General features: G+C 37.1%; 24 protein-coding genes. 7 read left to right on the top strand and 17 right to left on the bottom strand.

Annotation, left to right across the window (positions count from 1 at the left end; all coding sequences use genetic code 11):
• Positions 1-313: 313 nt before the first annotated feature.
• From H3T55_RS03780 to H3T55_RS03765, 4 genes are all read right to left on the bottom strand, one after another.
• Complete coding sequence (locus tag H3T55_RS03780) at positions 314-2203, bottom strand: ABC transporter ATP-binding protein (protein WP_225533405.1); 1890 nt, start codon at positions 2201-2203, stop codon at positions 314-316.
• On the bottom strand, positions 2196-3932 hold the full coding sequence (locus H3T55_RS03775; protein WP_087640700.1) for an ABC transporter ATP-binding protein: 1737 nt from the start codon (positions 3930-3932) through the stop codon (positions 2196-2198). The genes H3T55_RS03780 and H3T55_RS03775 overlap by 8 nt, the downstream gene beginning before the upstream one ends.
• Positions 3933-3936: 4 nt before the next feature.
• On the bottom strand, positions 3937-4395 hold the full coding sequence (locus H3T55_RS03770; protein ID WP_225533404.1) for a MarR family winged helix-turn-helix transcriptional regulator: 459 nt from the start codon (positions 4393-4395) through the stop codon (positions 3937-3939).
• A gap of 425 nt (positions 4396-4820) precedes the next feature.
• Complete coding sequence (locus H3T55_RS03765) at positions 4821-5330, bottom strand: DinB family protein (protein ID WP_225533403.1); 510 nt, start codon at positions 5328-5330, stop codon at positions 4821-4823.
• A 133-nt stretch (positions 5331-5463) separates the two neighbouring features.
• On the opposite strand from H3T55_RS03765, the gene H3T55_RS03760 reads away from it, so the two are divergent.
• The 4 genes from H3T55_RS03760 (at position 5464) to H3T55_RS03745 (ending at position 8026) form a co-directional block, all read left to right on the top strand.
• Positions 5464-5907: a LytTR family DNA-binding domain-containing protein gene (locus H3T55_RS03760; protein WP_225533402.1), complete on the top strand. Its 444-nt coding sequence runs from the start codon at positions 5464-5466 to the stop codon at positions 5905-5907.
• A 1-nt stretch (position 5908) separates the two neighbouring features.
• Positions 5909-6322 (top strand): DUF3021 family protein, encoded by a 414-nt coding sequence (locus H3T55_RS03755; RefSeq protein WP_225533401.1) that lies wholly within the window; start codon positions 5909-5911, stop codon positions 6320-6322.
• A 125-nt stretch (positions 6323-6447) separates the two neighbouring features.
• A complete protein-coding gene (locus H3T55_RS03750; protein ID WP_225533400.1) occupies positions 6448-7203 on the top strand; it encodes an ABC transporter ATP-binding protein in 756 nt (251 codons plus the stop codon).
• Positions 7184-8026: an ABC transporter permease gene (locus H3T55_RS03745; RefSeq protein ID WP_225533398.1), complete on the top strand. Its 843-nt coding sequence runs from the start codon at positions 7184-7186 to the stop codon at positions 8024-8026. Before H3T55_RS03750 ends, H3T55_RS03745 begins: the two co-directional genes overlap by 20 nt.
• A gap of 343 nt (positions 8027-8369) precedes the next feature.
• Here H3T55_RS03745 and H3T55_RS03740 read toward each other — a convergent pair whose 3' ends face one another.
• From H3T55_RS03740 to H3T55_RS03715, 6 genes are all read right to left on the bottom strand, one after another.
• On the bottom strand, positions 8370-9080 hold the full coding sequence (locus tag H3T55_RS03740; protein ID WP_225533396.1) for a WxL domain-containing protein: 711 nt from the start codon (positions 9078-9080) through the stop codon (positions 8370-8372).
• On the bottom strand, positions 9070-9441 hold the full coding sequence (locus H3T55_RS03735) for an LPXTG cell wall anchor domain-containing protein (RefSeq protein ID WP_225533394.1): 372 nt from the start codon (positions 9439-9441) through the stop codon (positions 9070-9072). The genes H3T55_RS03740 and H3T55_RS03735 overlap by 11 nt, the downstream gene beginning before the upstream one ends.
• Positions 9442-9454: 13 nt before the next feature.
• On the bottom strand, positions 9455-11911 hold the full coding sequence (locus tag H3T55_RS03730) for a hypothetical protein (protein ID WP_225533392.1): 2457 nt from the start codon (positions 11909-11911) through the stop codon (positions 9455-9457).
• Positions 11912-11966: 55 nt separating this feature from the next.
• The gene (locus tag H3T55_RS03725) at positions 11967-13136 is read right to left on the bottom strand and encodes a DUF916 and DUF3324 domain-containing protein (protein ID WP_225533390.1); all 1170 of its coding nucleotides are present in this window, start codon (positions 13134-13136) and stop codon (positions 11967-11969) included.
• Between the two features lie 259 nt (positions 13137-13395).
• Positions 13396-14151, bottom strand: a complete 756-nt coding sequence (locus tag H3T55_RS03720) for a WxL domain-containing protein (protein WP_225533706.1) — start codon at positions 14149-14151, stop codon at positions 13396-13398.
• Positions 14152-14198: 47 nt separating this feature from the next.
• Positions 14199-14984 carry a WxL domain-containing protein gene (locus H3T55_RS03715; RefSeq protein ID WP_225533388.1) on the bottom strand — a complete coding sequence of 262 codons (786 nt, stop codon included), beginning with the start codon at positions 14982-14984 and terminating at the stop codon, positions 14199-14201.
• Between the two features lie 435 nt (positions 14985-15419).
• Here H3T55_RS03715 and H3T55_RS03710 point away from each other — a divergent pair, with 435 nt between their 5' ends.
• Positions 15420-16955 carry a helix-turn-helix domain-containing protein gene (locus H3T55_RS03710; RefSeq protein WP_225550096.1) on the top strand — a complete coding sequence of 512 codons (1536 nt, stop codon included), beginning with the start codon at positions 15420-15422 and terminating at the stop codon, positions 16953-16955.
• Positions 16956-17265: 310 nt separating this feature from the next.
• On the opposite strand, the gene H3T55_RS03705 is transcribed toward H3T55_RS03710, so the two are convergent.
• The 4 genes from H3T55_RS03705 to H3T55_RS03690 all read right to left on the bottom strand — a co-directional run bounded on the left by H3T55_RS03705 (position 17266) and on the right by H3T55_RS03690 (position 22033).
• Entirely contained in the window at positions 17266-18705 is a 1440-nt protein-coding gene (locus H3T55_RS03705) for a 6-phospho-beta-glucosidase (protein ID WP_225533384.1), read from the bottom strand.
• Between the two features lie 28 nt (positions 18706-18733).
• Complete coding sequence (locus H3T55_RS03700; protein WP_225533383.1) at positions 18734-20044, bottom strand: PTS sugar transporter subunit IIC; 1311 nt, start codon at positions 20042-20044, stop codon at positions 18734-18736.
• Positions 20045-20300: 256 nt separating this feature from the next.
• Complete coding sequence (locus H3T55_RS03695; RefSeq protein ID WP_225533381.1) at positions 20301-21059, bottom strand: MurR/RpiR family transcriptional regulator; 759 nt, start codon at positions 21057-21059, stop codon at positions 20301-20303.
• A gap of 44 nt (positions 21060-21103) precedes the next feature.
• The gene (locus H3T55_RS03690) at positions 21104-22033 is read right to left on the bottom strand and encodes an ROK family protein (protein ID WP_225533379.1); all 930 of its coding nucleotides are present in this window, start codon (positions 22031-22033) and stop codon (positions 21104-21106) included.
• A 250-nt stretch (positions 22034-22283) separates the two neighbouring features.
• Here H3T55_RS03690 and H3T55_RS03685 point away from each other — a divergent pair, with 250 nt between their 5' ends.
• Entirely contained in the window at positions 22284-23105 is an 822-nt protein-coding gene (locus H3T55_RS03685) for a hypothetical protein (RefSeq protein ID WP_225533377.1), read from the top strand.
• Between the two features lie 84 nt (positions 23106-23189).
• Here H3T55_RS03685 and H3T55_RS03680 read toward each other — a convergent pair whose 3' ends face one another.
• From H3T55_RS03680 to H3T55_RS03670, 3 genes are all read right to left on the bottom strand, one after another.
• Positions 23190-24116 carry an anti sigma factor C-terminal domain-containing protein gene (locus H3T55_RS03680; protein WP_225533376.1) on the bottom strand — a complete coding sequence of 309 codons (927 nt, stop codon included), beginning with the start codon at positions 24114-24116 and terminating at the stop codon, positions 23190-23192.
• Positions 24107-24583 carry an RNA polymerase sigma factor gene (locus H3T55_RS03675; RefSeq protein WP_225533374.1) on the bottom strand — a complete coding sequence of 159 codons (477 nt, stop codon included), beginning with the start codon at positions 24581-24583 and terminating at the stop codon, positions 24107-24109. The genes H3T55_RS03680 and H3T55_RS03675 overlap by 10 nt, the downstream gene beginning before the upstream one ends.
• A 184-nt stretch (positions 24584-24767) precedes the next feature.
• On the bottom strand, positions 24768-25199 hold the full coding sequence (locus H3T55_RS03670; RefSeq protein ID WP_225533372.1) for a rhodanese-like domain-containing protein: 432 nt from the start codon (positions 25197-25199) through the stop codon (positions 24768-24770).
• A 107-nt stretch (positions 25200-25306) separates the two neighbouring features.
• Between H3T55_RS03670 and H3T55_RS03665 the strand changes: the two genes are divergently transcribed.
• Positions 25307-26167, top strand: a complete 861-nt coding sequence (locus H3T55_RS03665; RefSeq protein WP_225533371.1) for a LysR family transcriptional regulator — start codon at positions 25307-25309, stop codon at positions 26165-26167.
• Positions 26168-26261: the final 94 nt, after the last annotated feature.

Below are 26261 nucleotides of genomic sequence, written 5' to 3'. Positions count from 1 at the left end.
AAATCTCAAAATGAATACCCTTTCATTACGGTAGCATAGTCTATTTTAGAAAACAACAGCTAGTCGTATATTTCAAAAAAAGAACGAGAGCGGGACAAAACTAAAAAACAGTTTTGTTTCGCTCTCTAAACCCGAATAAACGGCGAGAAAAAAGCAGCTCCATCGGAAATAAGCTGAAATTCATAAAAATTTGAAAAACACCAAGTAGGAATCATTCAACATCGAAAGGTACACTTTCGTGTTTCTTGTCATTTTCGTGAATTCCTTCTTATTTCTCGGAGCTAAACACTTTTGTCTCAGCCTCTTCTTACTATTAATCTAATTCAACTTTGCCTGTATACAACTGATAATAAACACCTTTTTCAGCTAAGAGATCCTCATGATTTCCTCTTTCAATGATTCGTCCATGATCCATGACCATGATCACATCTGAGTTTTGAATCGTTGATAATCTGTGAGCGATGACGAAAACTGTTCTGCCTTCCATCAATCGATCCATCCCCGCTTGAACATGCTTTTCCGTTCTCGTATCGATACTAGATGTTGCTTCATCCATAATCATGACCGGCGGATCAGCAATGGCGGCTCTGGCAATCGCTAACAGTTGACGTTGACCTTGAGATAGCCCTTCTCCGTCTCCTGTGATCACTGTATTGTATTTATCTGGCAAATTATTGATAAACGCTTCTGCATTCGCTAACTGTGCTGCTTGAATGACTTCTTCATCCGATGCACCTAAATTACCATAACGAATATTTTCCATGATCGTCCCTGTAAATAGATGCGTATCCTGTAATACAATGCCCAATGATCTTCTTAACGAATGTTTTTTGATTTTCTTCACATTGATACCATCATAGCGAATCTTACCTTCTTGAATATCATAAAAACGATTGATCAAATTTGTGATGGTTGTTTTACCAGCTCCTGTTGCACCAACAAAAGCAACTTTTTGGCCAGGTTCAGCATATAATTGGATATCTTTTAGTACCTTCTTATTTTCGGTATAGCCAAACGAAACATCTTCAAAACGAACATCACCTGTTAGCTCAGTATAGGTCACAGAATCATCTTCGTGCGGATGTTTCCAAGCCCAGATCCCTGTCCGTTGCTCATTTTCTACTAGCTGACCATTTTCTTTCGTCACATTGACTAGCGTGACATACCCTTCGTCTACTTCTGGTTTCTCATCGATCAATCGGAAAATCCGATCCGCACCCGCTAATGCCATGATCACAAAGTTGATTTGCTGTGACACCTGACTGATCGGCATATTTAGCGAACGGCTCAATTGCAAGAAAGAAGCGATCATACCGATCGTTAGACCTGAAATGCCGTAAACAGAAAATAATCCACCGATGATCGCTAACAACACATACTGGATGTTCAACAGATTCATCATGATCGGCATCAAGCTGTTGGCGTATTTATTCGCTTGTGTTGCACTTTGGCGAAGTGATTCGTTCAGTGCTGTAAATTCTTTGATCACTTTTGGTTCATGATTAAAAATTTTAACCACTTTTTGTCCATGCATCATTTCTTCGATGTAACCGTTGACTGATCCTAAATCTTTTTGCTGCTTGCCAAAATACTTCCCGCTTTTCCCTGCAATCATCCGAATCGTAAAAATCATGATGCCTACAGAAACAATCACGATCAACGTCAATGGTACACTGATCGTAAACATAGCAATAAATACACTGACAAAGCTGACTGCTGCTGCTAACAAATTAGGGATACTTTGAGAGATCATTTGACGCAGTGTATCTGTATCATTTGTATAATGACTCATGATATCCCCATCAGAATTTGAATCAAAATAACCGATCGGCAGGGTTTCCATATGAGTAAACATTTGGTCACGAATTTCTTTTTGTGTCCCCTCGCTGATCCGCACCATGATCAAATTGTAAAACAGATTACTTAAAATCCCCATGCCATAAATCAAAGCCATCGTTGTGATTGCTTTCAATAGTCCCGAAAAATTAGGATCGCTTTGTCCTAACAACGGCGTAATATGATCATCGATCACGACTTGAAGGAAGAGCGAGCCACGAACATTCGCATACGTACTCAACAAAATAAAGAAGATAACTAAAACTAATAACCCTTTATATTTCTGTAGCATATAAGAAAATAAACGATTCAAGGTTTTCAAAGGATTTTGGGGCCCGCGGGCACCTTTTTTAGGCTCATTACTCATCGTCTTCACCAAATCCTTTCTGTTGCGATTCATAGACTTCCTGATAGATCGGATTCGATTCTAGCAACTCTTCATGTGTACCGATTGCATCGATAAGACCCTTATCCATCACGATGATCCGGTCTGAATCTTGAACGGAAGAAACTCTTTGACCAATAATAAAGGTCGTTGTTCCAGGAATCTCCTGTCTCATCCCTTCACGAATCAAACGATCCGTTTTGGTATCGACTGCACTAGTAGAATCGTCCATGATCAAAATTTTAGGCTGCTTCAGCAGCGCTCTTGCAATACACAGCCGTTGTTTTTGACCGCCAGAAACGTTATTTCCGCCTTGAGAAATCATCGTATCGTATTTATCCGGAAATTCTTGAATGAAACTATCCGCCTGAGCAATCTTACACACACGGATCAAATCTTCATCCGTTGCGTCTTCATTCCCCCAACGCAGATTTTCCTTGATAGTCCCTGTAAACAACACATTATTTTGCAGCACCATACTAACCTGATCTCGAAGTGTCTTCAAATCATAATCGCGAACGTCATGACCTCCGACTTCGACTAGTCCTTCTGTCACATCATAAAGCCTTGGGATCAGCTGGACCAAGGTTGATTTAGAGCTTCCTGTTCCGCCGACAATACCAATCACCTCGCCTGATTTGATCGACATATCTGCATGCTTCAGTGCAAGCTTTTCAGGATCATTGGCATAACTAAAACAAACATCCTTAAAGGTCACACTTCCGTTTGGCACGTCGTATAATGGATGCTCGTTATTTTTCAGATCGCTTTCCTCAGATAGAACTTCAGTGACACGCTCTGCGGATGTTCGCGCAATGATGACCATGACAAAAACCATAGAAAGCATGTTTAAGCTCATCAAAATCTGCATCGTATAGGTAAACATACTAACTAATTCACCCGTCGTCAATGTTCCGCCAACGACAAACTTTGCGCCCAGCCAAGAAATAAGCAGCATACACGTATAGACTGCTGACTGTAATATCGGATTATTGAATGCCACGATACTTTGTGCACGTGAGAAATTTTTATAAATATCTTTTGAAACTGTTTTAAATTTTTCATCTTCAAAATCTTCTCTAACATAGGACTTGACGACTCTGATCCCTTGAAGATTTTCTTGTACAACATTATTTAACCGATCATAGATCCGAAAAACTTTTTCAAAAATCGGATGGGCAAAATAGATCACAAGTCCTAATCCGATCATTAAAAATGGTACGACTGCCAAATAGATCACTGACAAATCACCATTGATTTTAAATGCCATCAATAAAGAGAAAAAGAAAATCAGTGGACTGCGCACAAGCAAACGGATGATCATTTGATAGGCATTTTGAATATTTGTCACATCTGTCGTCATTCGTGTGATCAAACTTGACGTTGAAAAACGATCAATATTTGAGAATGAAAATGCCTGAACTTTAGAGAATAAATTATCCCGCAAATTTTTTGCAAACCCAGCAGAAGCGACCGCCGCATAGCGACCGGACATTGCACCAAAGAATAACGCAATGATCGCACAAATAAATAATAATCCACCATACATCAAAATGGCTTTTGTGTCGCCTTTTTCGATGCCATTATCGATCATCATGGCCATGATCAATGGAATAATAATATCTAATGCAACTTCTCCAGTCACATAGATCGGCGTGATGATACTTTCTTTTTTGTACTCACCAACATTAGCAAGTAATTTTTTTATCATACAGTCAATTGCCTCCCTTATCTATTTTGATATTTTTACTGTTTTCTGACAGTTTTTCCAATACATGAAAAAATACATCCAATTCTTCTGTTGGAATATCGTTGATCAAGTGAGCATCAAAATTTTCCAATTTATCAATATTCTCCCTGACTTTCTGCTCACCAGCCGCTGTCAGAAAAATCGCCTTCAAACGATTATCTTCTTTACAGGATTGACGTTCGATCATTCCTCTTTTTTCCAATCTTTGTAAGATCCCGCTCACTGTCGATCTGCGAATATCGAATTCCTGCTCAACATCTTTTTGATAGACTGCTGCTGATTCACAATTTTTCCGATGAATAAAATTCAGAATCCGCATTTGGATCCCGGATGAAGGCTCACCGTCTTCTTTCAGAATTTCAGCAACTTTTCTATTCAGCTCATTTGATACGATTTTTACTTTAAGCGCCGTTTTCCTGCTCATGATTTCTTCACCGCCTTAATAGTTCGCTGCCTAACTATTCTACGATAAACTCCTAGTGAAGGTCAAGCTGATTTTCTGAAAATCTATGTAAAACTTGATTCTACTAACAAAGCTTTATGTGATTCTCCAAAAAAAAAAGAGGGTGACTGGGACAAAACTCTGCGAGTCAAATCCCGGACACCCGTACTCCGGATAAACGGTGAGAGCAGAAGCAGTCCCACTACGTTGCACTCCGATCTCATCAAATGCTAAGGGCTAAAGCCCTAAGCTTTGAAGGTCGGAAATAAGCTAGAATTCACAAAAATTTGCAAAACAATTTTCGTGAATTCTAGCTTATTTCTTGGGATTAAACACTTCTGTCTCAACCTCTTCTAAATTTGACTATCGATCAAAAACGAGCATATCTCTTAATGCTTCGCTTTTCTCTATTTTCCAATCACTAATCTTCTTGTGTAGACAGCTTGACCTGAGTGCATGACCGCATCGTCGATTGCAGAAACTATTCGTACTTGACGTGTTACTGGCGGAGTCCAGTTTTCATCAATGATCTCACTCAGCTTATCTTCTTCCAATGTGTCTAAATATTTATTGGTCAAAGCAATACTTGCATGCAAATAGTCGATCAACAGCTGTTTATCTTTTACGATTACTTTCGCTGCCTCCTCAGGGGTATGGCACCAATCTTCTGTATCATCAGGTAAGTCTAGAGCAAACCGTTCACTCCAGCCAGCGCTCAGCCATAAAGGGTCTGTTTTATTTAACTCAGAAATCTGATAATCCAGCTCACGTGCGGTATGCCAGATAAGCCAAGTGACTGATTTGATCAATGGTCGAGGCATCGTATTGGCTTCATTTACATTCATTTGATCCAAGGTTTCTTCAAACCTTTCCTGCGCTCGTTCTAACGTGTCGATAGATAATTGTGTGATCTTCATACATTGATCCCTTCTTTCTACTTATAGTTTACTACGGCATTTGTACTGTATCAAATGATCTCTTTCTCTTTTTAGCACCTCTTGATTCCTATGCTATAATAGTCCTAAATAATATGTAGGAAAGGATATTAGTGTGAAAACGACCATCGAAATCATTGAACTACACACCGAGGAACAGGCTGCATTTAAAATACACCAATTATCTCCCACTATAGAAAAAGTCATTGGTATATTAAAAGAAGACGAACAATTTTTGATCGGTGAAGTTGAAAATACGATCTATAAAATTCCTTTTGCAGATATTTTTTATATTGAAGTCGTCGACAAAAAAAGTTTTCTTTATACTGAAAAACAAGTCTATCAAAACGCAGATAAGCTATATCAGCTTGAGGAGAAGCTGACTTACTTTGATTTTATTCGCGTTTCTAAATCGATGCTTTTGAATATTGAATCGATCAAAGCGATCGCCCCACTACTCAGCGGACGTTTTGAAGCGTTATTGGTAAATGGTGAAAAAGTCGCTATATCAAGAAAATATGTCCCAGAATTAAAAAAAGGCTTAGGAATGGAGCGTTGAGATGCGTATAAAAGAATATTTAAAAGAAAGTTTTCGCTTGACTTCATTGATTTTTACGACTTTGGTGATCATCAATTTATTTCTTCAGACAGAGGCTTTAACTCATTCTCTTGCATATATGCTGCTGATTTCAGCAATTTCAGGTTTATTACACTTTCTAATTGAAGATAATGAAAAATATTCCAGTCGTCGTATTCTTTTCCATCAAAGTCTTTACTTACTGATCATCTGTCTGCAAATAGCGCTTGCAAATATGCTATTACATTGGCAACTTGGAACAGTTGGTTTGTTATTGAATTTCATGATCGTTTTTCTGATCTATTTCTTTATTCGATTTATTATGTATAGTAATGATCGGAAACAGGCAGATGAGATCAATCAATTTATCCAAAAACGGAAACGAGATAAGTCTTAAATGAGACTTATCTTGTTTTTTTACCACTTAGTTTCGATTTCAGACCACTTAGTCAAATACGATTGTTCTCCTAAAAATAAATCGTTATAGTTGATTTATCAACAAAAGTAAAAAGGAGCGAAACAATGGATGACTTAGTTAAAGTAACAAACCTCGGAAAAAAATATGAGCAGCATGAAGTATTGAAATCTCTCTCGTTTTCTATTAAAAAGGGGGAATTATTTTCAATCCTTGGACCAAACGGAGCTGGAAAATCAACATTGATCTCATTGATTTTAGGTCTGATAAAAGCAGATACTGGAGAAATAACTCTTGACGGAAAAGAGCTAACGACAGACTCACTCGAACACAAATCGCTGATTTCTGTTGTTTTTCAAAATAGCATCTTAGATGCAGAATTATCTGTAAAAGAAAATTTGGTGATGAGAGCTTATTTTTATACTCAAAATTGGAAGGAAGCAAAAAAATTAGCAGAAGAAAAACTTCAGGATGTCCAAGGCACCCATTTGTTAAGTAAACGCTACGGGGTATTATCAGGAGGAGAACGACGGAAAGTGGATATCGCTAGAGCATTGCTAAACACCCCGAAGTTATTGTTTCTAGATGAACCGACAACCGGATTAGATATCATCTCACGTGCAGATAAGTGGACATTGATCCATCAGTTGAAAGAAAAATACCAAATGACCGTTGTATTGACCACACATTATATGGAAGAAGCCAGAGATTCAAATATGATTTTAATGCTGGCACAAGGACAGTCCGTGGCCTATGATACACCAGAAAATTTGAAAATGACTTATCGATGCAATACATTGGAAGATGTTTTTCTATCGATCATCAAAAAGGAGCGAAAGATTTATGAACGCATTAGTGTATAGAGGATTAGCCTTATTTTTTAAAAATAAACAAGCAGTAGTAGGGTCATTTATCGGCGCCTTGATCATGATCGGTTTATATGTCTTTTTGCTTGGTGACAGTATCGTCAAACAATTATCGATGTTATCTGATCCGCAATTAGTGATCGATACCTGGATGTTAGCTGGTGTGATCGGAATTGCTTCTGCTAGCTCTACATTAGGCTCTGTCAGTCAGCTGATTCGAGATAAAGAACGAAATGTTTATACCGACTTCATGATCTCGCCAATCGCTAAAAGTAAAATCATGCTCGGCTATTTCCTTAGCACCTTCTTGATCTCTACGATCATTACACTGGCAGTGATCATCGTGGCTGAGTGTTATATCGTTTTTATTTCAAACGGCACTTGGTTGTCTCTACCACAATTTATCTTGCTGATCTTAGCTGGTTTCTTAACTGTTTTATGTTCATCTGCATTTATGTTTTTTGTTGCTAGCTTTTTCAAACGAATCGATACCTTTTCCACGATGACCTCAATAATAGGTCCCTTGCTCGGCTTTTTAACCGGTTGTTATGTCCCGATCGGAAGTCTGCCGGAAGCAACAAGAACGGTGATTCAATATTTTCCTTTGACCAGCGGAATCGTTTTGATTCGACGTATTTTGACTGAAAATGCCTTTGCAGCTGATTCTTCTGAAGTCACACAGGCTGTTAAAGAGGAGTTAGGAATCATCATGAACTATTCTCACGAGGTGTTGGTTCCGATCAGTATTTTACTTGTATCAAGTATTTTTTTCTTGAGTATAGCGCTTTGGAATGTCAAAAGAATTGAAATGAAGCGATAACTTGGGAATAAATCAGGTGTTTCAGTAAATTTTTAAAGGGACCTGCACCTAACGTATATGTTAGGTGCAGGTCCCTTTAAAAACGAATCAGTGGTGAAGGCAGAGGTAACTATCTCCTTTTTTATCAAGATACTTGATAAGGTCAGAAGCTGACCTCTGCAATTTCAGTACAAATAGTAATCCTTCTGGTTGAAGCTTATGATCAAAGAAAATACTTGCTATCTTAACACTTCATACGACGAATAGGATGCTTGAAACGAGTCTTTTTCTAAAAGAATGAACAATACTTTTCTTTGACTTTGCTAACCTGTTGTTATTACTATTTTATAAAATTTAATATTTTTTATATTTCACCAGTTGCTAGTGTCCATGTAAAAGAGGTCGTATATTTCCCTTCTTCTTTGGCTGCTTTTCCAGGAACTTTTAGTTGGATCGCAGTATCAGCAGTTTCTTCATTGCCAAACATGCCGATCCACGTGCCGGTTCCCTCATTTTCCGATGCCACAAGCAATGGACTTAACTGACCGCTAGGATCCAATTGAATCGTTCCTTTTGTTGCAGGCTCTTCCCCATCACCGATCGTAAAAATTTCCGGCGTTTGTAAAACGATTTGAGCACCTTTTAAAGAGCTATTTTCTGTTTTAAATTGGCCGTTTTGCTGAATGTATAATGTCCAGCCCGCATTTTTACCGCTGTTATCAGTTACTTGGAAAAAGTTCGGTACTTCTTTTTCTTCTCCATCTACCAGACGGACGTTATCTTTCATTGCGTAATAATGTTCACTTTTATCGCTTGACTCATGACTAGAAAAATTCCAATCAGATGCATAATCGATGCTTAGAGGTCCTTCTGTCCCTGGTTTTTCTTCACCTGGATCTATGACATTGGGGGGATCAATAGGATCTACTGGTTCAACGACAGAAAGATTTTTTTCATAGCGTAAAAATGCATCCGAATTGGTTTGGCCTCCGTCTTCAGCCCAAACATTGCTACTGATCAATGTAGCGACAGCAATCAATGCTGCTCCTAAAATAATTCGTTGTTTATTTTTCATGCTTTTTCCTCCTTGTTTGTCCTAGAAGGAATAAACAAAATAGAACGATAAGCAGACCGATTCCTACGGTAGACAGCTTAGAAATGATTTCACCTGTTGAAGGTAGTTTACCTACTGGCTTTTTACTGGAAGAAGTTCCATCTACTTCTGATTCTTTGCTTTCAGAAGGCTTTTTGCCGTTTTCATTTTCACTTGTATCTGTTGTGTCTGTTGTATCTGTCGTTTCCGTTGTCTTCGTGAATTCTACCACACCGTTCGTTGTATAGTTGGAAGCATAAACGGGCTGATTAAAGCTGTTGAAACAAGCAATCATGCCTAAACACAACAAAAACGAAATAACTCTTTTTTTGTACTTATACATTTAAACTTCCTCCTTATCTTGTAGGATCACTTGTCAATGTCCACGTTACAACAGATGTATAATTTTTTGATTTTACTTGCCCAGGTCTGACTTTCAATAATAACCCGTCATCTTTAGACATCATTATTTCATAGTTTGAGGATGCATCTGCCGCTGAGCCCTCCATAACGATCGAGCTGTTTGTTGGAGAAACAATTTCTTCTAATCCATTTCGTTTATTAATCAAGATATCTTTTACTTCTTCACCATCAGAATTTTTGAAATTCTCTGCATTTACAGTCAATAGCCAGTCAACTTCTAAAGAAGTATTCAGTAAAATGTCTACATTATCTTCTTTATTTACATACATAGTAGAAGAATTGATCGCACTCTTTTCAAATACGATGTTTTCAGGTACATCTACGATAGCAAGTTCCTGTACTACATCCTCAGTCACATGAACATTTATTTCACGTTTCACTTCTTTATTTTCTTTACTTTTTGCTGTAATGACAGCTTTATAAGTGCCTTCTTCTGCTTTTGTTGTTGTACTCGTTACAGCAGCTGAAGGATCTGTCCCATCATCCATATTCCAAGCTTTTAATTCTGCTTTTTCTTGGATCAGCTTCAATAATGCCGCTTCGTTTTCACAAGCTCTTACTTCTGTTGCAGTCAATTCCACATCGATTGCATCGATCGCAACCAGTTCAAGATCGAAAAACTCTGTATTCTTGTTGTAGATATTCGTTGGAACTTTTAAATCGATCTTATCGATATCTGGTGTTTTAGAATCTGCTAGAATGACATCCGACCATTTAAAGCCAATATTTGATGTATCTGCCGGGCCATCAGCACCATGACTTAATACAGGATCATGGATCGTATTATGCTCTTTGATGATTTCACCAAACGACGTCAAATCAAGTTCTTCATTCTGTTTTACTTTCGTAATTTCAGGGGTTGCTTCTAAGTGACGAATCTCTTCATCTAAGGAGACTACATTTGACTTAACTTCAAGGTTATTTTCAGAATATAACTCTACAGTATTGTCTCCCAAATGTAGACGTGACTGATCTAATTTGATATTGCCTGAAGTGTGATGTGTCTCATCTAAATCGACTTCTTCAACCAATTCAGCTTCCTCATCATTATATTTGATATAAATCTTGTCATGATCACCTTCTGTATCGTCTAATTCATAGTGGATGTCAGCCACAGTGCTAGCTGTATCATAGAAGATATGCTCATCTGTATCTGCATCAAGCTCTGGTTCAGTTTTCGCATCACCATAATAATAGTCAGCACCTGTTGTCATAGACTCTCCAGGTTTCAAGGTCTTAACATCTGTTCCTAACTGATACCCTGAATCTCGACCAGGAATCATTTGTTGATTTCTAGTCCAATCTCTACCTTCATATCCAGGTATTGAAAAGTCATCTCCAAATGCGTTATTGTAACGAACACTTGTGTAACCACCAGAAGTAGACCCTGTGATCATCCCTGGAATGTAGTGCGTATAGTCACTGATCCATTCATTGTTCTTATCTTGCAGGATAACATTGAATTGTTCTTTCCCTTTAACTTGCATATAGAACCCTTTATCCCCACCTAGTGAATAGATCGGTACAGAGTCACTATCTACGAAGGTATCCACATACTCCATTACACCGAAATCGATATCTTCATCACGATTGTTGATGAATTCCCATCTTTGACTAGATACACCTTTAGCTTTATCTAGTACCAAAGAAAACTCGATATCAAAACCATCTTCCGTATACATAACAGCTCTCAACTCACCGACATTACTGTCTTCACTGTCTTTTTTGAAAAAGTGGATCTCTTTATCTTTTTGATAAGAATAACGAGTGATCCCGCTATTTCCTAAACCAATGATCGAATTATTTGAGCCTTTATTGATCCGCGTACCATTCACATATGGGTTGATACTCTGAGCTGTAAAGTAATAGCTGTTATTGTATACATAAGATCTATCAGCACCTACCGTAGAACCCTTTTTTAAGATGATTGGCTCTAAATAACCATGTGAATAGGTACCTGAAGTATTTACCCCAGCTCTTGAACGATCCATCATCCCACGGAACCCAAACATAACGCCGCTTTCCGCTGTAATAAACCCATCTTTGGTTGTTCCTGGTGTCAATGTTTCAAATGAACTATCTATATTAAATTTATCTCGTGTATATTCTTCACCAAAATCTGTTAACAGTCGTGTAGAATTATCATCTAAATTTGTTTCCTCATCTAATTCAGCATCTGTCGTTGCTTGTGTTTCTTCATTTTCTGTTTCTGAGGATTCAAGTACATCATCTTCTTGTTCTTCGGAGGTTGTAAGATTTTTACTTTTATAGTGTTCAGTTATTTCATCGGATGTGAACGTGTCAGTTTTTGCTAACACCTGTGACATTGGCATTAAAGCCGCTGAAACTAATACTGCACAGCTAACTTTTACTAAAAGTCTTTTCTTCATTTATCCGCCGCCTCGCTTTTCCAATAGTCCATCAGACTATTTACTTATTTCCTCATTATTTAGTATCGTTAGATCCTTTTTGGGATTTGCTTTTTTTCTTGTTAGGTGTTGCACTTTTTTTATTGGTTTTCTTGCTTTTGTTTTTTGTTCCATTTCCCTTTTTGCTGGGCTCTTTTTCTTCTTTTTTCTTTTTATGTAAAACAAATATAATCAAAAGTATCAAAAGAAGAATAATAACGATCGCAGCTATAAGAATGTACAACCAAAGTTTAGACTCTTTATCCAATTCAACTGCAGCTTCGTTTAGTTTTTTCGCTTCTTTATTATCAATAGTAAAATATTTTACCCAGTGATAGTCTTCTCCATCACCTGTTGCATCCATTTCAAGTCGATAGGTTCCTGCCTTGAATTCTTTATTGTCCCATGAAATAGGAAAATTAAAATTAGAGTTAGGGACCATTCTCATATCTTCTTTTTTCGTTTCATGCAGTACTTCTTTGCCTTTTTCAGTATATACACGAGCATCCACGTTTAAATCTTTTACGATTTCTGCTTCTGTATTTTGCAAATTAGCCTGTACAAAATTACGATAGTTTACTTGAGTTGGTTCAATGTCATTCAATTCTAAATGTGTCTTTACTTCATTACTGGTTTCTCGTAAAGATACACCGACGACATACGCAAATTTATTTTTAATTTGGACACCGCCTTCGCTGGTGTCTTCTGTTTCTTCTTGTTTTTCGCTAAAATGTAATCCACCTAAGATCAATCCATCATATTCTTCTTTAGGCATAGTGATATCGATTTTAGAAACCGCTTGTCCATTCGCAGGCAATTTGATCTCTTTTTGCTGCGGTTTTACAATAGTAGAAAATGGTGTTTTCAATGTACTATCATAATCTGCCCGGTCAGACTGACTATAGTCTGCTACACCGTTGTCGTTTGTAAAAGCTGTATTCGCATTGACTTCAACGGTCAGTTCTTTATCTGTATTGTTTTTTAAGGTTACATCGAGCGTTTGTTTTTGATCTGGTTTCATCTCTAAGTCAAAATATGTTTTACTTCTATCTTTCTGATTTTGGGGAATTTCAGGTGTGACAGCAAAACTCATATTTTCTGCTAACGCACTAGTTGCGCCAAATAAAAATTGGCAGCTGACTACAATTATAATGGAAGTTACTGTTATTAATCTAAGCAGTTTTTGTTTGATCATGATACTTTTCATTTTGTTTCTTTCCTCTTTTCTTGTATTTGCATAAGGCTATGACAGTCGTGTCTCTTTTTTCTAAAATTATGAATACGCGATAGACACAGAATGAATACTATGAATATAGCATTCATTCTGTCTACCACTGAAAGAGCTGTCACAGTATCAAGTGCTTACTTGGTTATATCAGATTACTTAACGTTTTCTTCAATATGAGACCTTCAAGTAAATACCGTTCAAAGTTTCCCACTCTGCCATATCTTCGCAAATATGACAATTAAGCTTCGCTGGCTACTAAAGTCCAAGTTAACTCAGAAGAGTACTCTGCATTTGCAATTTTCTTAGATGTTCCTGGTACTGATAAAGTAACATCTTGGTTTTCTTCTTTTGGATCTGTTGAAGCTTCATTTCTATCTTTAGGTTCACCAAAAGAATACGACCATGTAGCCATCCCTTGATCTTCGTTTGCAGCCATTACTTTCGCTGCACTACCTACTGGAATTGTTACTGTTTTATTTACTGTTGCTGGTGTTGCAGATGATGGCGCATCGCCCATATTTACGACTTCACCATTTGTGATTTTAAGTTCTGCTCCTGCTAGGATATCATCATCAGCTGTATGGAATTCAGTACGTTCTACTTGCAGATCCCAACCATCATTTGTTCCACGGTTATCAGTGATTTGGATAAATTGAGGGATGTATACAGATCCTTCTTCGTAGTTCCATTTTGCTAATAGTGGGTGGTAAGCTTTTGTGCTACCTGAAATTTTTTGTTCTCCGAATTGCATGTGAGAAACATAGTCGATTCTCAACGGGCCGTTTTCACCGCCACCTCCACCTGGTTCTGGATCTGGTTCACCTGGATCTGGATCTGGATCTGGCTCACCTGGGTTACCTGGATCTGTTGGCCCTTCATCTTCAACGAATGTTACAGTTGCGTTTGATGTAGCTTCATCTGCTAATGCAGGAGTTGCAATACCTAATACTAATGCACTTAGTGCAAGGCTGCTGATTAATTTTTGTTTAGTCATTTTCAATTTGATTGCCTCTTTCTACTATTAAAATATATTTTTTATTTTTATACTTCTGTTTGAGATAATGTCCAAGTTAATTCTGATACATATGTTGCATCTTCATTTTTCTTAGCTTTACCAGGAACTTCTAATGTTACAGCGCTGTTTGTGTCAGTAGCTGTACCATATTCTTCAGTACCGAATGCAATACTGTTCACACCCATACCTTTATCTGTTGCTGGTGTTACGATCGTTTGATCTTGTCCTTGACCATCTAATTTGATGTTCCCTTTTGCAGCTACTTTTGAAGAAGCGCCATTGTCGTTTTGTGTAAATACTTGGTTATCTGATCCAAGAGTCAAAACAGCTCCTGCTAATTCTTCGTTTGTGTCAGCATCTACAAATTGTGTATTTGAAACTTCTAATTTCCATCCGTCATTTTTACCACGGTTATCTGTTACTTGAACAAATGTTGGTAGGTAGACAGTGTCTCCATCAGAGTTTACTGATCCATTGTATTTTGCATAGTACTTTTGAGTACTACCTGAGATTTTACGGTTACCAAAATCAATACCTGATACAAAATCGATCGTTAGAGGGCCTTCCATGTCTCCTCCACCATTTCCGCCGCCGCCTGGCTCTTCAATGTCTGGATTTTCTGGATCAACCGGGTCAATGATTCCACCGCCGCCGCCTTCTTCTCCACCATCGCCATCTTCGCTGAAAGTGATCGTTCCTTGAGAATTTGTTTGTCCGCCTACTTCTTCTGCTGCAAATGCTGGTGTTACGGCTGATACTGCGATCGCAGCTAAAGCGACACCGCTAACTAGGTGTAGTTTGTTTAATTTCATTTCTTTGTTGCTCCTTTGAGATTTTATTTGAAAGTTTTATCAATTACTTTTGAAAAGCAGAGAACAACATGTCAGATGCTGTTCTCTTTAAACTTTAGAAAAGTATCTGCAGCAAGAACTTCCAACTTGCTGCAAAAACTAGTATAGCGACTTTCAAGGGTATATTTTTTCATTTTTATATAAACAACATTTGTTTTTTTGAAAAAACAGCGGTAATATAGTATTTAAAACAGTACCATTTTCTATAAATAAATATTTTTTTTAGTAAAACGACCTTAAAAAATAGTTTATTATTTTTTTGGAAATTAAATATTATCGCTTACATAATCGTTTTTTTTCGTTTTTTGCATTGCACGTGTTATTTTTTAGAAAAAATCTATACTTTTATCAGTTATAACTAATATACTAATAAAGAAAGGATTTACGTGTGTATTTATGAATCAATTCCTTGATAATGCATTACAAAAAAAATATCGTATTCTTGAGTTACTCAACAATTCCGCGGATTATTGCGCTGCACAAGACAAAATTTTGGAAGAATTGGATATCTCACTAGGAACTCTGAAACGCTCTATAAAATTGATCGAAGAGGATTTCAGAGTGTTTGAATGTGAGGATAAAATTCAATTGACCTACAATGAAAATAATAAAACCTATTATTTAAACATCGTTGAAGATTTTTCATTGCAGTTTGTTCTTCTATTTTATTTGAAGGAGTCTATTCGCTTTAAATTGATCGAAGGGATGTTCTCGGATACTTTAGGGGACATGTCTGAAGTTGCAGACCAGTTTTATTTGACATATTCTTCATTGAGGAGAGAACTTTTATACTTAAAAAAGGAACTTACAAAGTATGGATTAACGATCGATACGAAAAAAAGAATTAAAATTCAAGGGAATGAACTGCATATTCGTTTGTTTTATACCGTGCTGCACTTAGATTCTTACGGAGGGCAATCTTGGCCTTTCCCTTATATTCATCAGCATGAGATCAATCACATCTGTACTCTGTTTCCATCAGAAATTTATAATCCTGCGGTTGCCTCAAAAAAAATCTTACTTAGTATTTTTACAGCCAATTCACTTGTTAGGGCTAAAAATGGGCATGTAATCGATCCAACAACAATCGATGTTCCCTTATTTGATTCTCAGCATGAGTCTTATCAGCTGTCAGTTGATGAATTAAGTTTGATTTTCAAGAAAATGCTTCCTCTAGTAAATGAAGATCAGCGACTAATTGAAATTCGGACATTGCTGAGTTGTGTCTTAGCCTTTGGCAGTTATCCTGGCATATCTAGAGCGTCCAATTTCTTTTATCTAAATAAAGAACTGCAGGAGCAAAACTTTTTAAATAGCGTGATCTATTTGATGAATCAGCTGGAAAGTTATGCGCTTTCTCCCATTACAAATGACGAATACAATAACATCTTCAATAAACTTTGTTTGACACATTATCGTGTTTTATTGTTTGGCAATAAATCGTTTGTGAATTTACCTGTTTGGGTGGACCCCAACGACGATCTCTTAACATACAATAGACAACGTACAGCTTTGTTTACTCAAGCCCTAGAACAAGAGCTTACACGTCCGATCATGTCAAAATTCGCAGATTACAAAAGCTATTTACTTTTTGAATACCACAATATTTTATTGCATACGTTAGATTGGGATAAGCATAAGCCAAACATTCGCGTGCTATTTCTTTCAAAATACAGCAGCAATAAATTAGAAAATATGGTCACCAGTAGTTTTAAAGCTTTATACAATTTTGACTCCACTTATGAATTGACTTCGCAAGTCGACTTGATCATAAGCGACATGATTTTGTCAGCCCAAACGCTTTCTACTATTGGAGCTACACAACCGACCATTTACGTTCAACCAACTGTTTCCGTCTCCGATTATAGAGTGATTGCAAAAAAATTGTCTGAATTGACGTGGAAAAAAATGAAACAAACAGAGCAGCTTTAAATCGATGATGATACAAGAAAATAGACCTGATTTTGAAGTATACGTTCAAAATCAGGTCTATTTTTATAAGCGTTTATTGATGATTTACCAGTTGAAACGATATATCAAAAAAATAGCCAAAACATTAAAGCTTTGATCCAAATTCTTGTAAAAGCTATGAATAACTTTCAGTTGACTGATCGATTACCTTCCAGCCAAAAAAGGGTACTATAATGCTCCTTGACGGAACACTATAGCAGCCTTTTTATATTTTACATATTTATGTTCATTTATGGTTAATAAAATCGTTACACATTTCTTTTTCTTCTACTTAGAGTTTCTCGCCATTCGTTTCAATCACTTTTTGATACCAAGAAAAGGAGTCTTTCTTTAAGCGTTGAAGTGTTCCATTGCCTTCATTATCCTTATCCACGTAGATCATCCCATAGCGTTTTTCCATCTCACCGCTGCCGAAACTTACGATGTCGATCACACCCCAAGGAGTGTAGCCAATGACTGGTACACCATCTTCTACGATTGCTTTTTTCATTTGCTCGATGTGCTTTTTTAAATATTCCACACGGTAATCATCATGAACGGTATTGTCTTCAGTCAGTTGATCATAAGCACCAAATCCATTTTCCACAATAAACATTGGCAAATCATAGCGTTGATAAACAGTATTCAACACATAACGCAATCCAACTTCATCGATAGGCCAGCCCCAGTCAGAGACCTCGATATACGGATTTTTGACTATTTTTGCCCGTGGAATATCTTCGGTCGCCTGTCCTTCGATCTCTTCAAGCGTTGATATCGTACCAGACATATAATAGCTAAATCCGATATAATCAACGGTTCCTTCTTTCAAAATAGCTAACTCTTCTTTACTAATGTCTATCTGATAGTTTTTTTCCGCCCAATATTTTAGTGCATAGGTTGGTACTTTTCCGCGGGCATGAATGTCATTATAGAAAAATCTGCGTTCATTTGCTTTGACTGAAACCATCATATCCTCAGGATTACATGAGTACGGATACACAGGAACATACGCCATCATACAGCCGATTTGAAAATCAGGATTAATTTTTTTCCCTTCAATCACAGCCGCTGCACTGGCGATCAGTTCATTGATCCCCGCCTGAAAAACAAGTTCTTCTTTTTTCGTCTCATCTTCTATGATCATCGCTGAATTTGTCCAAACGTGTAGCGGATCTTGTCCATCGGCCTGATTATTGATTTCATTGAATGTCATCCAATAGGTTACTTTGTCTTTGTAGCGTTCGAAAACACAAGTAGCAAATTTTACGAATAAAGGAATGACTTCTTTGTTTGAAAAGCCACCAAACTTCTCGTAAATATAGTACGGCATTTCAAAATGAGACAACGTGATCACTGGCTCGATCCCATGCTCGATCAATGTATCAAATAAACGATCATAATATAATAATCCAGCCTCATTAGGCTCCTCTTCTACTCCTTTAGGAAAAATCCGACTCCATGCGATAGAGGTTCGAAAACATTTTAAACCTAATTCTTTAAACAATTGAATATCCTCTTTGTAATGATGATAAAAGTCAATTGCTTCATGGTTGGGGTAATATTCTCCCTCAATGATTCCTTGCGTTATTTTTCGGGGAATCCCATTTCCACCAGCAGTCATTACATCAGCGATGCTCGGCCCTTTCCCCTCTATATTCCAAGCACCTTCTGCTTGATGAGCTGCAATCGCGCCGCCCCATAAAAAATTTTCTCCTATTTTATTCGTCATGATTACGCTCCTTTAATGAAAGTATCTCTTATAACTCGATTTTTTGTGCTCGGTTCGATGCAATGACGAAAGGAAGGTAAATGACTGTAGATACAGCCAAACAGACGATCCCTACTACTACTGCAACGATATTCCCACCGGTTCCTAAGAACAGATTGATGATCCCAGGCGTCGTCCACGGCACGCCTATTGCCGGCGAAGGCATGATCTGCCAAACGACTGTCGCAAAGTAACCGATCAAAATGTTGACCATCGGAACTAAGATAAACGGAATGATCAATAATGGATTTAAAACGATCGGCAGACCAAAAATGATTGGCTCATTGATTTGGAATATACCGGGAACTAACGACATTTTGGCAATTTCTCTTTGTTCCGGACGTTTTGAAGCAATAAAAATCGCAATGATCAGTCCCATTGTCATACCAGTTCCGCCCATATTTGCGAACATATCATTTAAAATGCCCCAAGTTTCTTTATACGGTACATCCCAAAGTGATCCTCCTTGATTGACAAAATCAAGGTTCGCTAAATCTTGTTCCGTAAAAATAGCAGAACGAACCGCATTCAAAGTATTTGGTCCGTGAATCCCGATTGAAAATAGCAAGGTTTGGATAAAAGCCAGTAATAAAACACCTACTACATTTCCGCCAAGATCACGCAACGGACTTTGGATTCCTTTATAAATCAATTCATTGATTCCTTCTGGTGCAATCATCAGAACTAAAAAGTTGATAATCGCAGCTACTCCCACAACGATCACAATCGGGATCATACTTGAGAAAGAACGAGATACAGCCGGTGGAACCATTTCCGGCATCTTGATTTGCATGCGTTTGACTTTAAAAAGTTTTGGTAAAAATTCTCCGACCAAACAGCCAACGATCATTGCAACAAATAAACCTTGCGCCCCTAAATATTGTGTGCTGATCACATTCAAGTCGTCAGCGTTAAAAGGTTTTGGGTACAAGATCATAAAACAAGCAATACTTGTTAGACCAACCAAAGTCGAATCTGCTTCGAAATGCTTCGCCAAAATTTGAGCAACCAAGTACGTAATAAAAATACTCATGATGTTGATCGTTCCATTAGCTACAGAAGATAGCACTTGCTGAGCACTTTCTAAATTTGGAAAAATACTCGATAATCGTAATAATTGCACAATAAAGCTGTCGTTTGAAAACAAAATATTGTTGACTAAAATAACGAGCGAAGCCGAAATCGTCAATGGAAAAATCAGCATAAAGGCATCTCTGACTGCTGCAATATGCCGTTGGTTATTTAGCTTCGTCGCAATCGGCACTAGTGAGCGATCGATGATCTCATTAAATTTTTGCATAGATAAAACCCCTTTCATTTTATGAATCCATTATGACATATCCTCAATCACTAAATAAGTAAGCGCCTCCCTTTAGAAAAAAATTCCGAGAAAACAAAATAAATTCCATGCATGAAACAACCTGTTCCAGCGAGAAGAAAGACTTGTTGAAACTTCAGCACTACTCCTTATGATCCTCTGTAAAAAAGAATAAAGCACTGAAAAACACGCTGCTACAACCTGTTTTTCAGTGCTTTATTCTTTTCGTTTTCGTTGCTCACTGATCCTTGCGAAAATCCTTCAAATAACTAATAAGCGTTTCCAAAATAGCGATCGAAGGTAACTGACTTGTCAGATCTAGGTAGATATCCTTACGCTCTTCTTTAATTTCATACTCAATAGAGTAGTCACATTGTTGAGCCAACGTACTTTTTTTATTTAAGGTAATACAATATTTTTTTACGATATTCTTATCTTCTAATCCTGCGATCACTTCGATCAATTCTTTCGTTTCACCAGAAACACTTAGAAAAATAATCACATTTTTTTGATCTTTGCGTAAAAAACTTCGAATAGGATAGGTCAAATCATCCAACGCAATCGATAAATAGCCTAAACTTGCGAGTTTTCTTGCGCTATACTGGGCAATGGCCCCTGATGCCCCCATTCCCATGAATAAAATGCAGTCACTATCACGCAAGGCATATGCCATATTCTTTATTTGATACTCAACATCAGGATGAAAGATGCCCATATTCAAAGAGTTCACTCGTTCTTCGATCCCAATGTGCTTTTTAGTTTCATCTTGACGGACATTCTCTAAATGAGTGCCGATATAAAAGCGAAACTCCGGAAAAGAATGAAAACCAATTTTTTGAACAAAGCGAAAAACAGATGTTGAGGAAACATGTGCGCCATCTGCAATGTCACGAACACGCATATAAGGGATTTTCTCTAGATTATTCACAATAAATCGGTAAATTTCTTGTTCTACAGAGGATAGGTCATTTAATTTTAGGTAATCAAATATCGCCATTTCGGTCAATCTCCTTTAGTTCGATAAAAAGATTATACCATAAATTATTTAGTGACCGCTTGATGGATCTGATAGACTGCACCAATCAGTCCAGCATCATTTTCTAATTTTGCCGGAATCACGGGTGCGATCGTTTTTCCTCTCAAATAATTGATCGACGCATGTCTTGTTTCGACTTCTACTAGTGTTTTCTGAAGTTCTCTATGGAACGTTTTGTTTGCACTGACACCTCCGCCAATTAAAATAGCTTCCGGATCAAAGCAGCTAATTAGATTGACTAATCCAACAGACAAGTCGACATAAAATTGCTTAGTGATCTCTATAGCAAGAGCATCTCCTTCTTCAGCTAAAGCAAAAATTTCTCTCGCATCACTGATTGGACTAACATTTTTTTGTCTTTGTTTCTGCGCTTCATTATAAAGTGGGATCAATCCGCCGACGATCGCACTTCGTTTATTGATCGAAACCGCTTCAAGATCACCTTTTTCCGGCAACTTATCGATCATCATCCAGCCAAATTCACCAGCCATACCATGTGCTCCGCGATAAACCTTTCCATTGATCACAATTCCTCCACCAACACCCGTTCCCAACACTAAACATAAATAATTCTCCATGCCAATAGCATTTCCGATCCATTTTTCTGCGATCGCTACTGCGTTTGCATCATTTTCGACCGTTACCGGCAGACCTGTCAGCGCTGTCAATTTTTCTTTAAAATTTTCTCCATATAACGGTCTGATTGCCCCAGCTGTCAACATAAGTCCGTCTTGCTGTACGATTCCCGGCGCACTCATACCGATTCCTTTAATTTGAAACCGTGTCTGTGCATCCTTGACAATCGCTAAAAGACTGGCATAAAAAGAATCAGGTTCATATTCCGTCTTGATACTTCCTTTTTCTAAAATCGCCCCATTTTCATCTAGCACACCATATTTGACCGTCGTTCCACCTATATCAAATCCTACATACATCACATAACATCCTTTATTATTTATTTTAGATGCAAAAGTTCGTTGCTTAAGCACATTGTATCACACGTGTTTAAGGATTTTTTTCCTTTTTAGTATAAAAAGGAACGGTGAGTTCGTTGAAAAAAATAGATGCTCATTTTTCGTAAACGCTCTAAACAGACCTTCTACTCTAGCCATGGTACACTTAAGATATAGAATATAAAATTCCTAACAATGTACTGTTTTCCGTGCATAAATCGAAGGGAGATGAATGCTTTTGAAGAGAGACCGCCAACAACTATTCTTTATCTTTTTATTGTTTGCTTTATTTGCATTGACCAATTGTTTACTGCTTATTTTAGGTGAATCCCCTCGTGGAATCTTACTAAATCTAATTTCTGGTCTAGCTTTCACCCCTGTAGAGGTCTATGCTACTGTCTTTTTTCTGGAGAATTTTTTACGAAAACGAGAAGCAAGGATCGAGGAATTAAGGGAAGATACAGACTATTTTTCGATTGCCAAAGAAGACCAACTACAGTTGATTTGGACAATCAAATATTGCTTGCTGGAAAATTTTTCCACAGAAGCTCACGAAGATGTTGATGCAGCCTTCTACAACTTATACACTCAACGAGCACATGCCCTTTCTGCTGAATTTTGGGAAACCACCTTGCTTGCCGAACATTTGGCACCTTCTACCCAAAAATACAATCCAGTATTTAGAGGCAAAGATACTGCCCAACTTTCTGCGCTTGAACTTTCTACCGAAATCGGGAACTATATGAGATCCGAAATCACTGATTTTTATGCCATTTATTTAAAGTTTATCCCGTTAGATATCTTCAAAGAACTTCACGGTATTTATAAATCGATCGAAATCAGCCTTTTATTTAGTGACAATGCTTATTTACTCCAAACCAAACAAGATCTGATCGAAAAACAAAAAAAGAACATGCTAACTTCTGAGGAATACGAGAAACTAGCTCAACTTTCACAAGCACTTTTGGCAGACATTTATCAACATATGCAAAATATTTCAGCGATGACGCTAGAACATCAGACAAAATTGCAGAAGAACAGATATAATCGCTAAGTACAGATCGTTTGGGAAAAATAAGACAAGGTAAAAATTCTGAATTTTAGCCTTGTCTTTTCGATTATATAAAAAAATTTCTGTTTATTTTTCTGGTGTAATGTACGGAACGATCGGCACCGTTACCCCCATAGAACTTCCTCTAACAAATGATTGATCTTTTAATCCTGCCAAATGTTTTACTTCTCCTGTGACCATCACACCTAAAACCTCGATATCCCCCATGTCTTTCTCTTGATTATCCTGAATAAATGTTGTTATTTCTTGGTTGTTCATTGCAGCAGAATAGGTTTTAAATGAATGGAAAAAATCAGCTTTATCTGCTTCCGCATCAACCACGCGATTTTTTTCATCTACATTTAATTGAAAACCATATACAGGCATACCAGAAGGTCCTTGGCGCTCATCTCTTTCTTCAGAAAACAGGTATAACCATACAACATTGACATTGCTCGGAAACATTTTCTTCACTTCATTATAGGTATATGGCCGATCAAAAGAGATCGCTACCTCGGCGACAGAATCTTCCATAGCCTGAATGTCATCCAATTCATTTTTTACGCCATCATAATAATCGTCGATCTTTGGATTATAAAACGTAGCAACTTTTTGTTTCGTTTGACGATTGTACTCATATGAATTTTTTGATGAATGGTACCAAGAAGGCATCAGTTCATTGTAGTCGATCGATTGTTTGAACAAACTATACTTACTACGTAGACTACTCCAAGGTACAATATAACCATCTATATTTTTCGATTGATTCGTAACGACCTCTCCGCCAAAAATCGAGCTGTCGGAAATCACTTGTGAATCTATTTGTGTATTCGGAGAAGCAATCGTTTGATAGGCAAACAGTGCTTTATCTAATTTATGATAATTCCTTGTTGAGACTTTATCTACAGTAATGACCAACAAAATCGACATAATCAAAAAAATGATCATTGAGATACAACTAAACATCACTAGCTGTTTTCGTTTTGCTTTTTTGATACTTTTATTTAAATCCATCCTTCTTCCTCCCAATCTGCTTTTAATTTTTTTCGAGTTCTATATAAGCGTTTTTTTACCGTTTCTACTTTCGTATCCAAGATAACAGCAATCTCCTCATAGGAGAGCTGATAGTAATATTTAAGCCATAATAGTTCTTGTTCTTCATTTTTTAAAGAATCAATAATCAACCAAAAATCTTGTGGTTCATGTATCAGATTCGATCGAAACTCACTATATTGAGCGATATACTCCTTCTCACGTTTCCTTTTTCTAAATAGATCAATATAATTATTGAACGAGACTCTAAAAAACCAGGGCCGCAAATTTTCCTGTTTGAGAGTAATAAACGTAGAAAATAGCGTATCATATGTTTTAGAAACTGCGTCCTCTGCATCTTCTAATGTACTCCCCTTTTTTATTAGTACTTGGATCACTTCTTGTCCTAATGAAAGTAGTGCTTCTTCAACTGTCACATCCTTCTTCATTTTTAGTTTCTCCTTTCATTTATACAACGTTTGAACTCCTAAAAAAGTGGACAAGAATAATTGTATTATCTAAATTTTTTTATTTTTGATTTCAAAGCAAAATAGAAGCTAAAGCGAATCATTCTTCACTTTAGCTTCTATTATAAATGATAGATAGATTGTGCATCAGCATAAAAATAAACGTCTAGCTCAATGAAGCATAATCCCAAAAAAGTGCTCTAGACGTATTTTTCCCTTCTAACGGACAGTTTTCTTTTGCCCAGTATTCGATGCCTCCCAATAATTCTTTCACCTGATAACCTCTTACCATTAACTTCATAGCGGCTTTAGTTGCGCCATTACAGGAAGGGCCCCAGCAATAAACAACGATTTTAGCGCCGACTTCCAGCGTATCCTGAGGTAAATTTCCTTCTGGACAGGAAATAGCCCCCGGTATATGACACTCCTGAAAATCTTTTTGGCTGCGAACATCTAAAATCGTGTAATCAATCAGCTGGTGGTAAAAATCAAACGCCAAATCGGCAATATCCGTTTCATACATCAATTTTTCAGAGAAATGATTCCCTTCGATCGATTTTACATTATCATTAAATACTTGAGAAATATACTTTTTCATTTGCTTCACCTTCCCTTTCTGTTAAGATTTAGTATAATCGATAAAAAGCTAAAATAGTTGCTTAAAAAATAGATACTTTTGATCAAAATTATTGATAGGAGGAGCTTATGAATTTCATCTATCTTCAATCTTTTTACCATGTCGTATCAACGAATTCCTACTCAAAAACAGCCGATCAGCTAGGCTATTCTCAAAGTAATATCAGCTATCATATCCATAAACTAGAAGAGCAATATGGACGGGAATTATTATTCAAGAGAAAAGAAAAAATTGTTCTGACGAAGGCTGGCGAATTAGTCTTCACATTTGCTCAATCATTGATGAAAGAACACCATAAACTTCTCAACCAACTAGAACAAGAAAACGAAGTTCTTAGAATCGGAACGATCGAAAGTCTTTCTTCCAGCCTGATGGTCACCTATTTGTCAAAACTTCGGCAACTTTATCCTGAAATGAAATTTCGAGTGAGTGTAGAAGACGAGCAAACACTTTTTGAATTGCTAGCAAAAGATGAATTGGACTTGATTTTTATATTTGATGAGATGACAACGAATACGATGAATTACGTTCATTTATATGCTGAAGAAACCTTTGAATTGGTCACCCATAAAAAGAATGTGGTCGATCATCCAGAATCTTACGAAATGATTTTGACCGATAACAAATGCAGCTATCGCAAAGCCTTTCTTGAACAATATCATTCAGCTATGAACATTTCGATTGCGTTGGAATTGGCGAATCCTGAGGATATAAAAAAGTTACTATCCTCTGGAAACGAGACTGCCTTTCTTCCGAAATATGCCACGAAAGATCTGAGTTCACAAGATTTCATCCATTCTCCCTTACCTTTAAATAGACCTTTCTATTTGCAATGGCTATTCGCAGATGAAAAGAAGAACAGCCAACTCGATAAACTCATCTCACTCCTTCTTGAAGATCCTCATTATGAAGTAAAAATAAAAAAATAAATCGTCCGTTCATAGATGAGAAGGTGGCTAAAAAAGGTGCAGAATTCAGCTATAAAGCTATATTCTGCACCTTATTATATTAGAAGATAAAATA

This window comes from Enterococcus sp. S22(2020), assembly GCF_020295385.1.
GTDB classification, from domain to species: domain Bacteria; phylum Bacillota; class Bacilli; order Lactobacillales; family Enterococcaceae; genus Enterococcus_L; species Enterococcus_L dunnyi.
The sequence above is the reverse complement of the archived record's forward strand: the minus strand, read 5'-3'. Positions and strand labels throughout refer to the sequence as shown.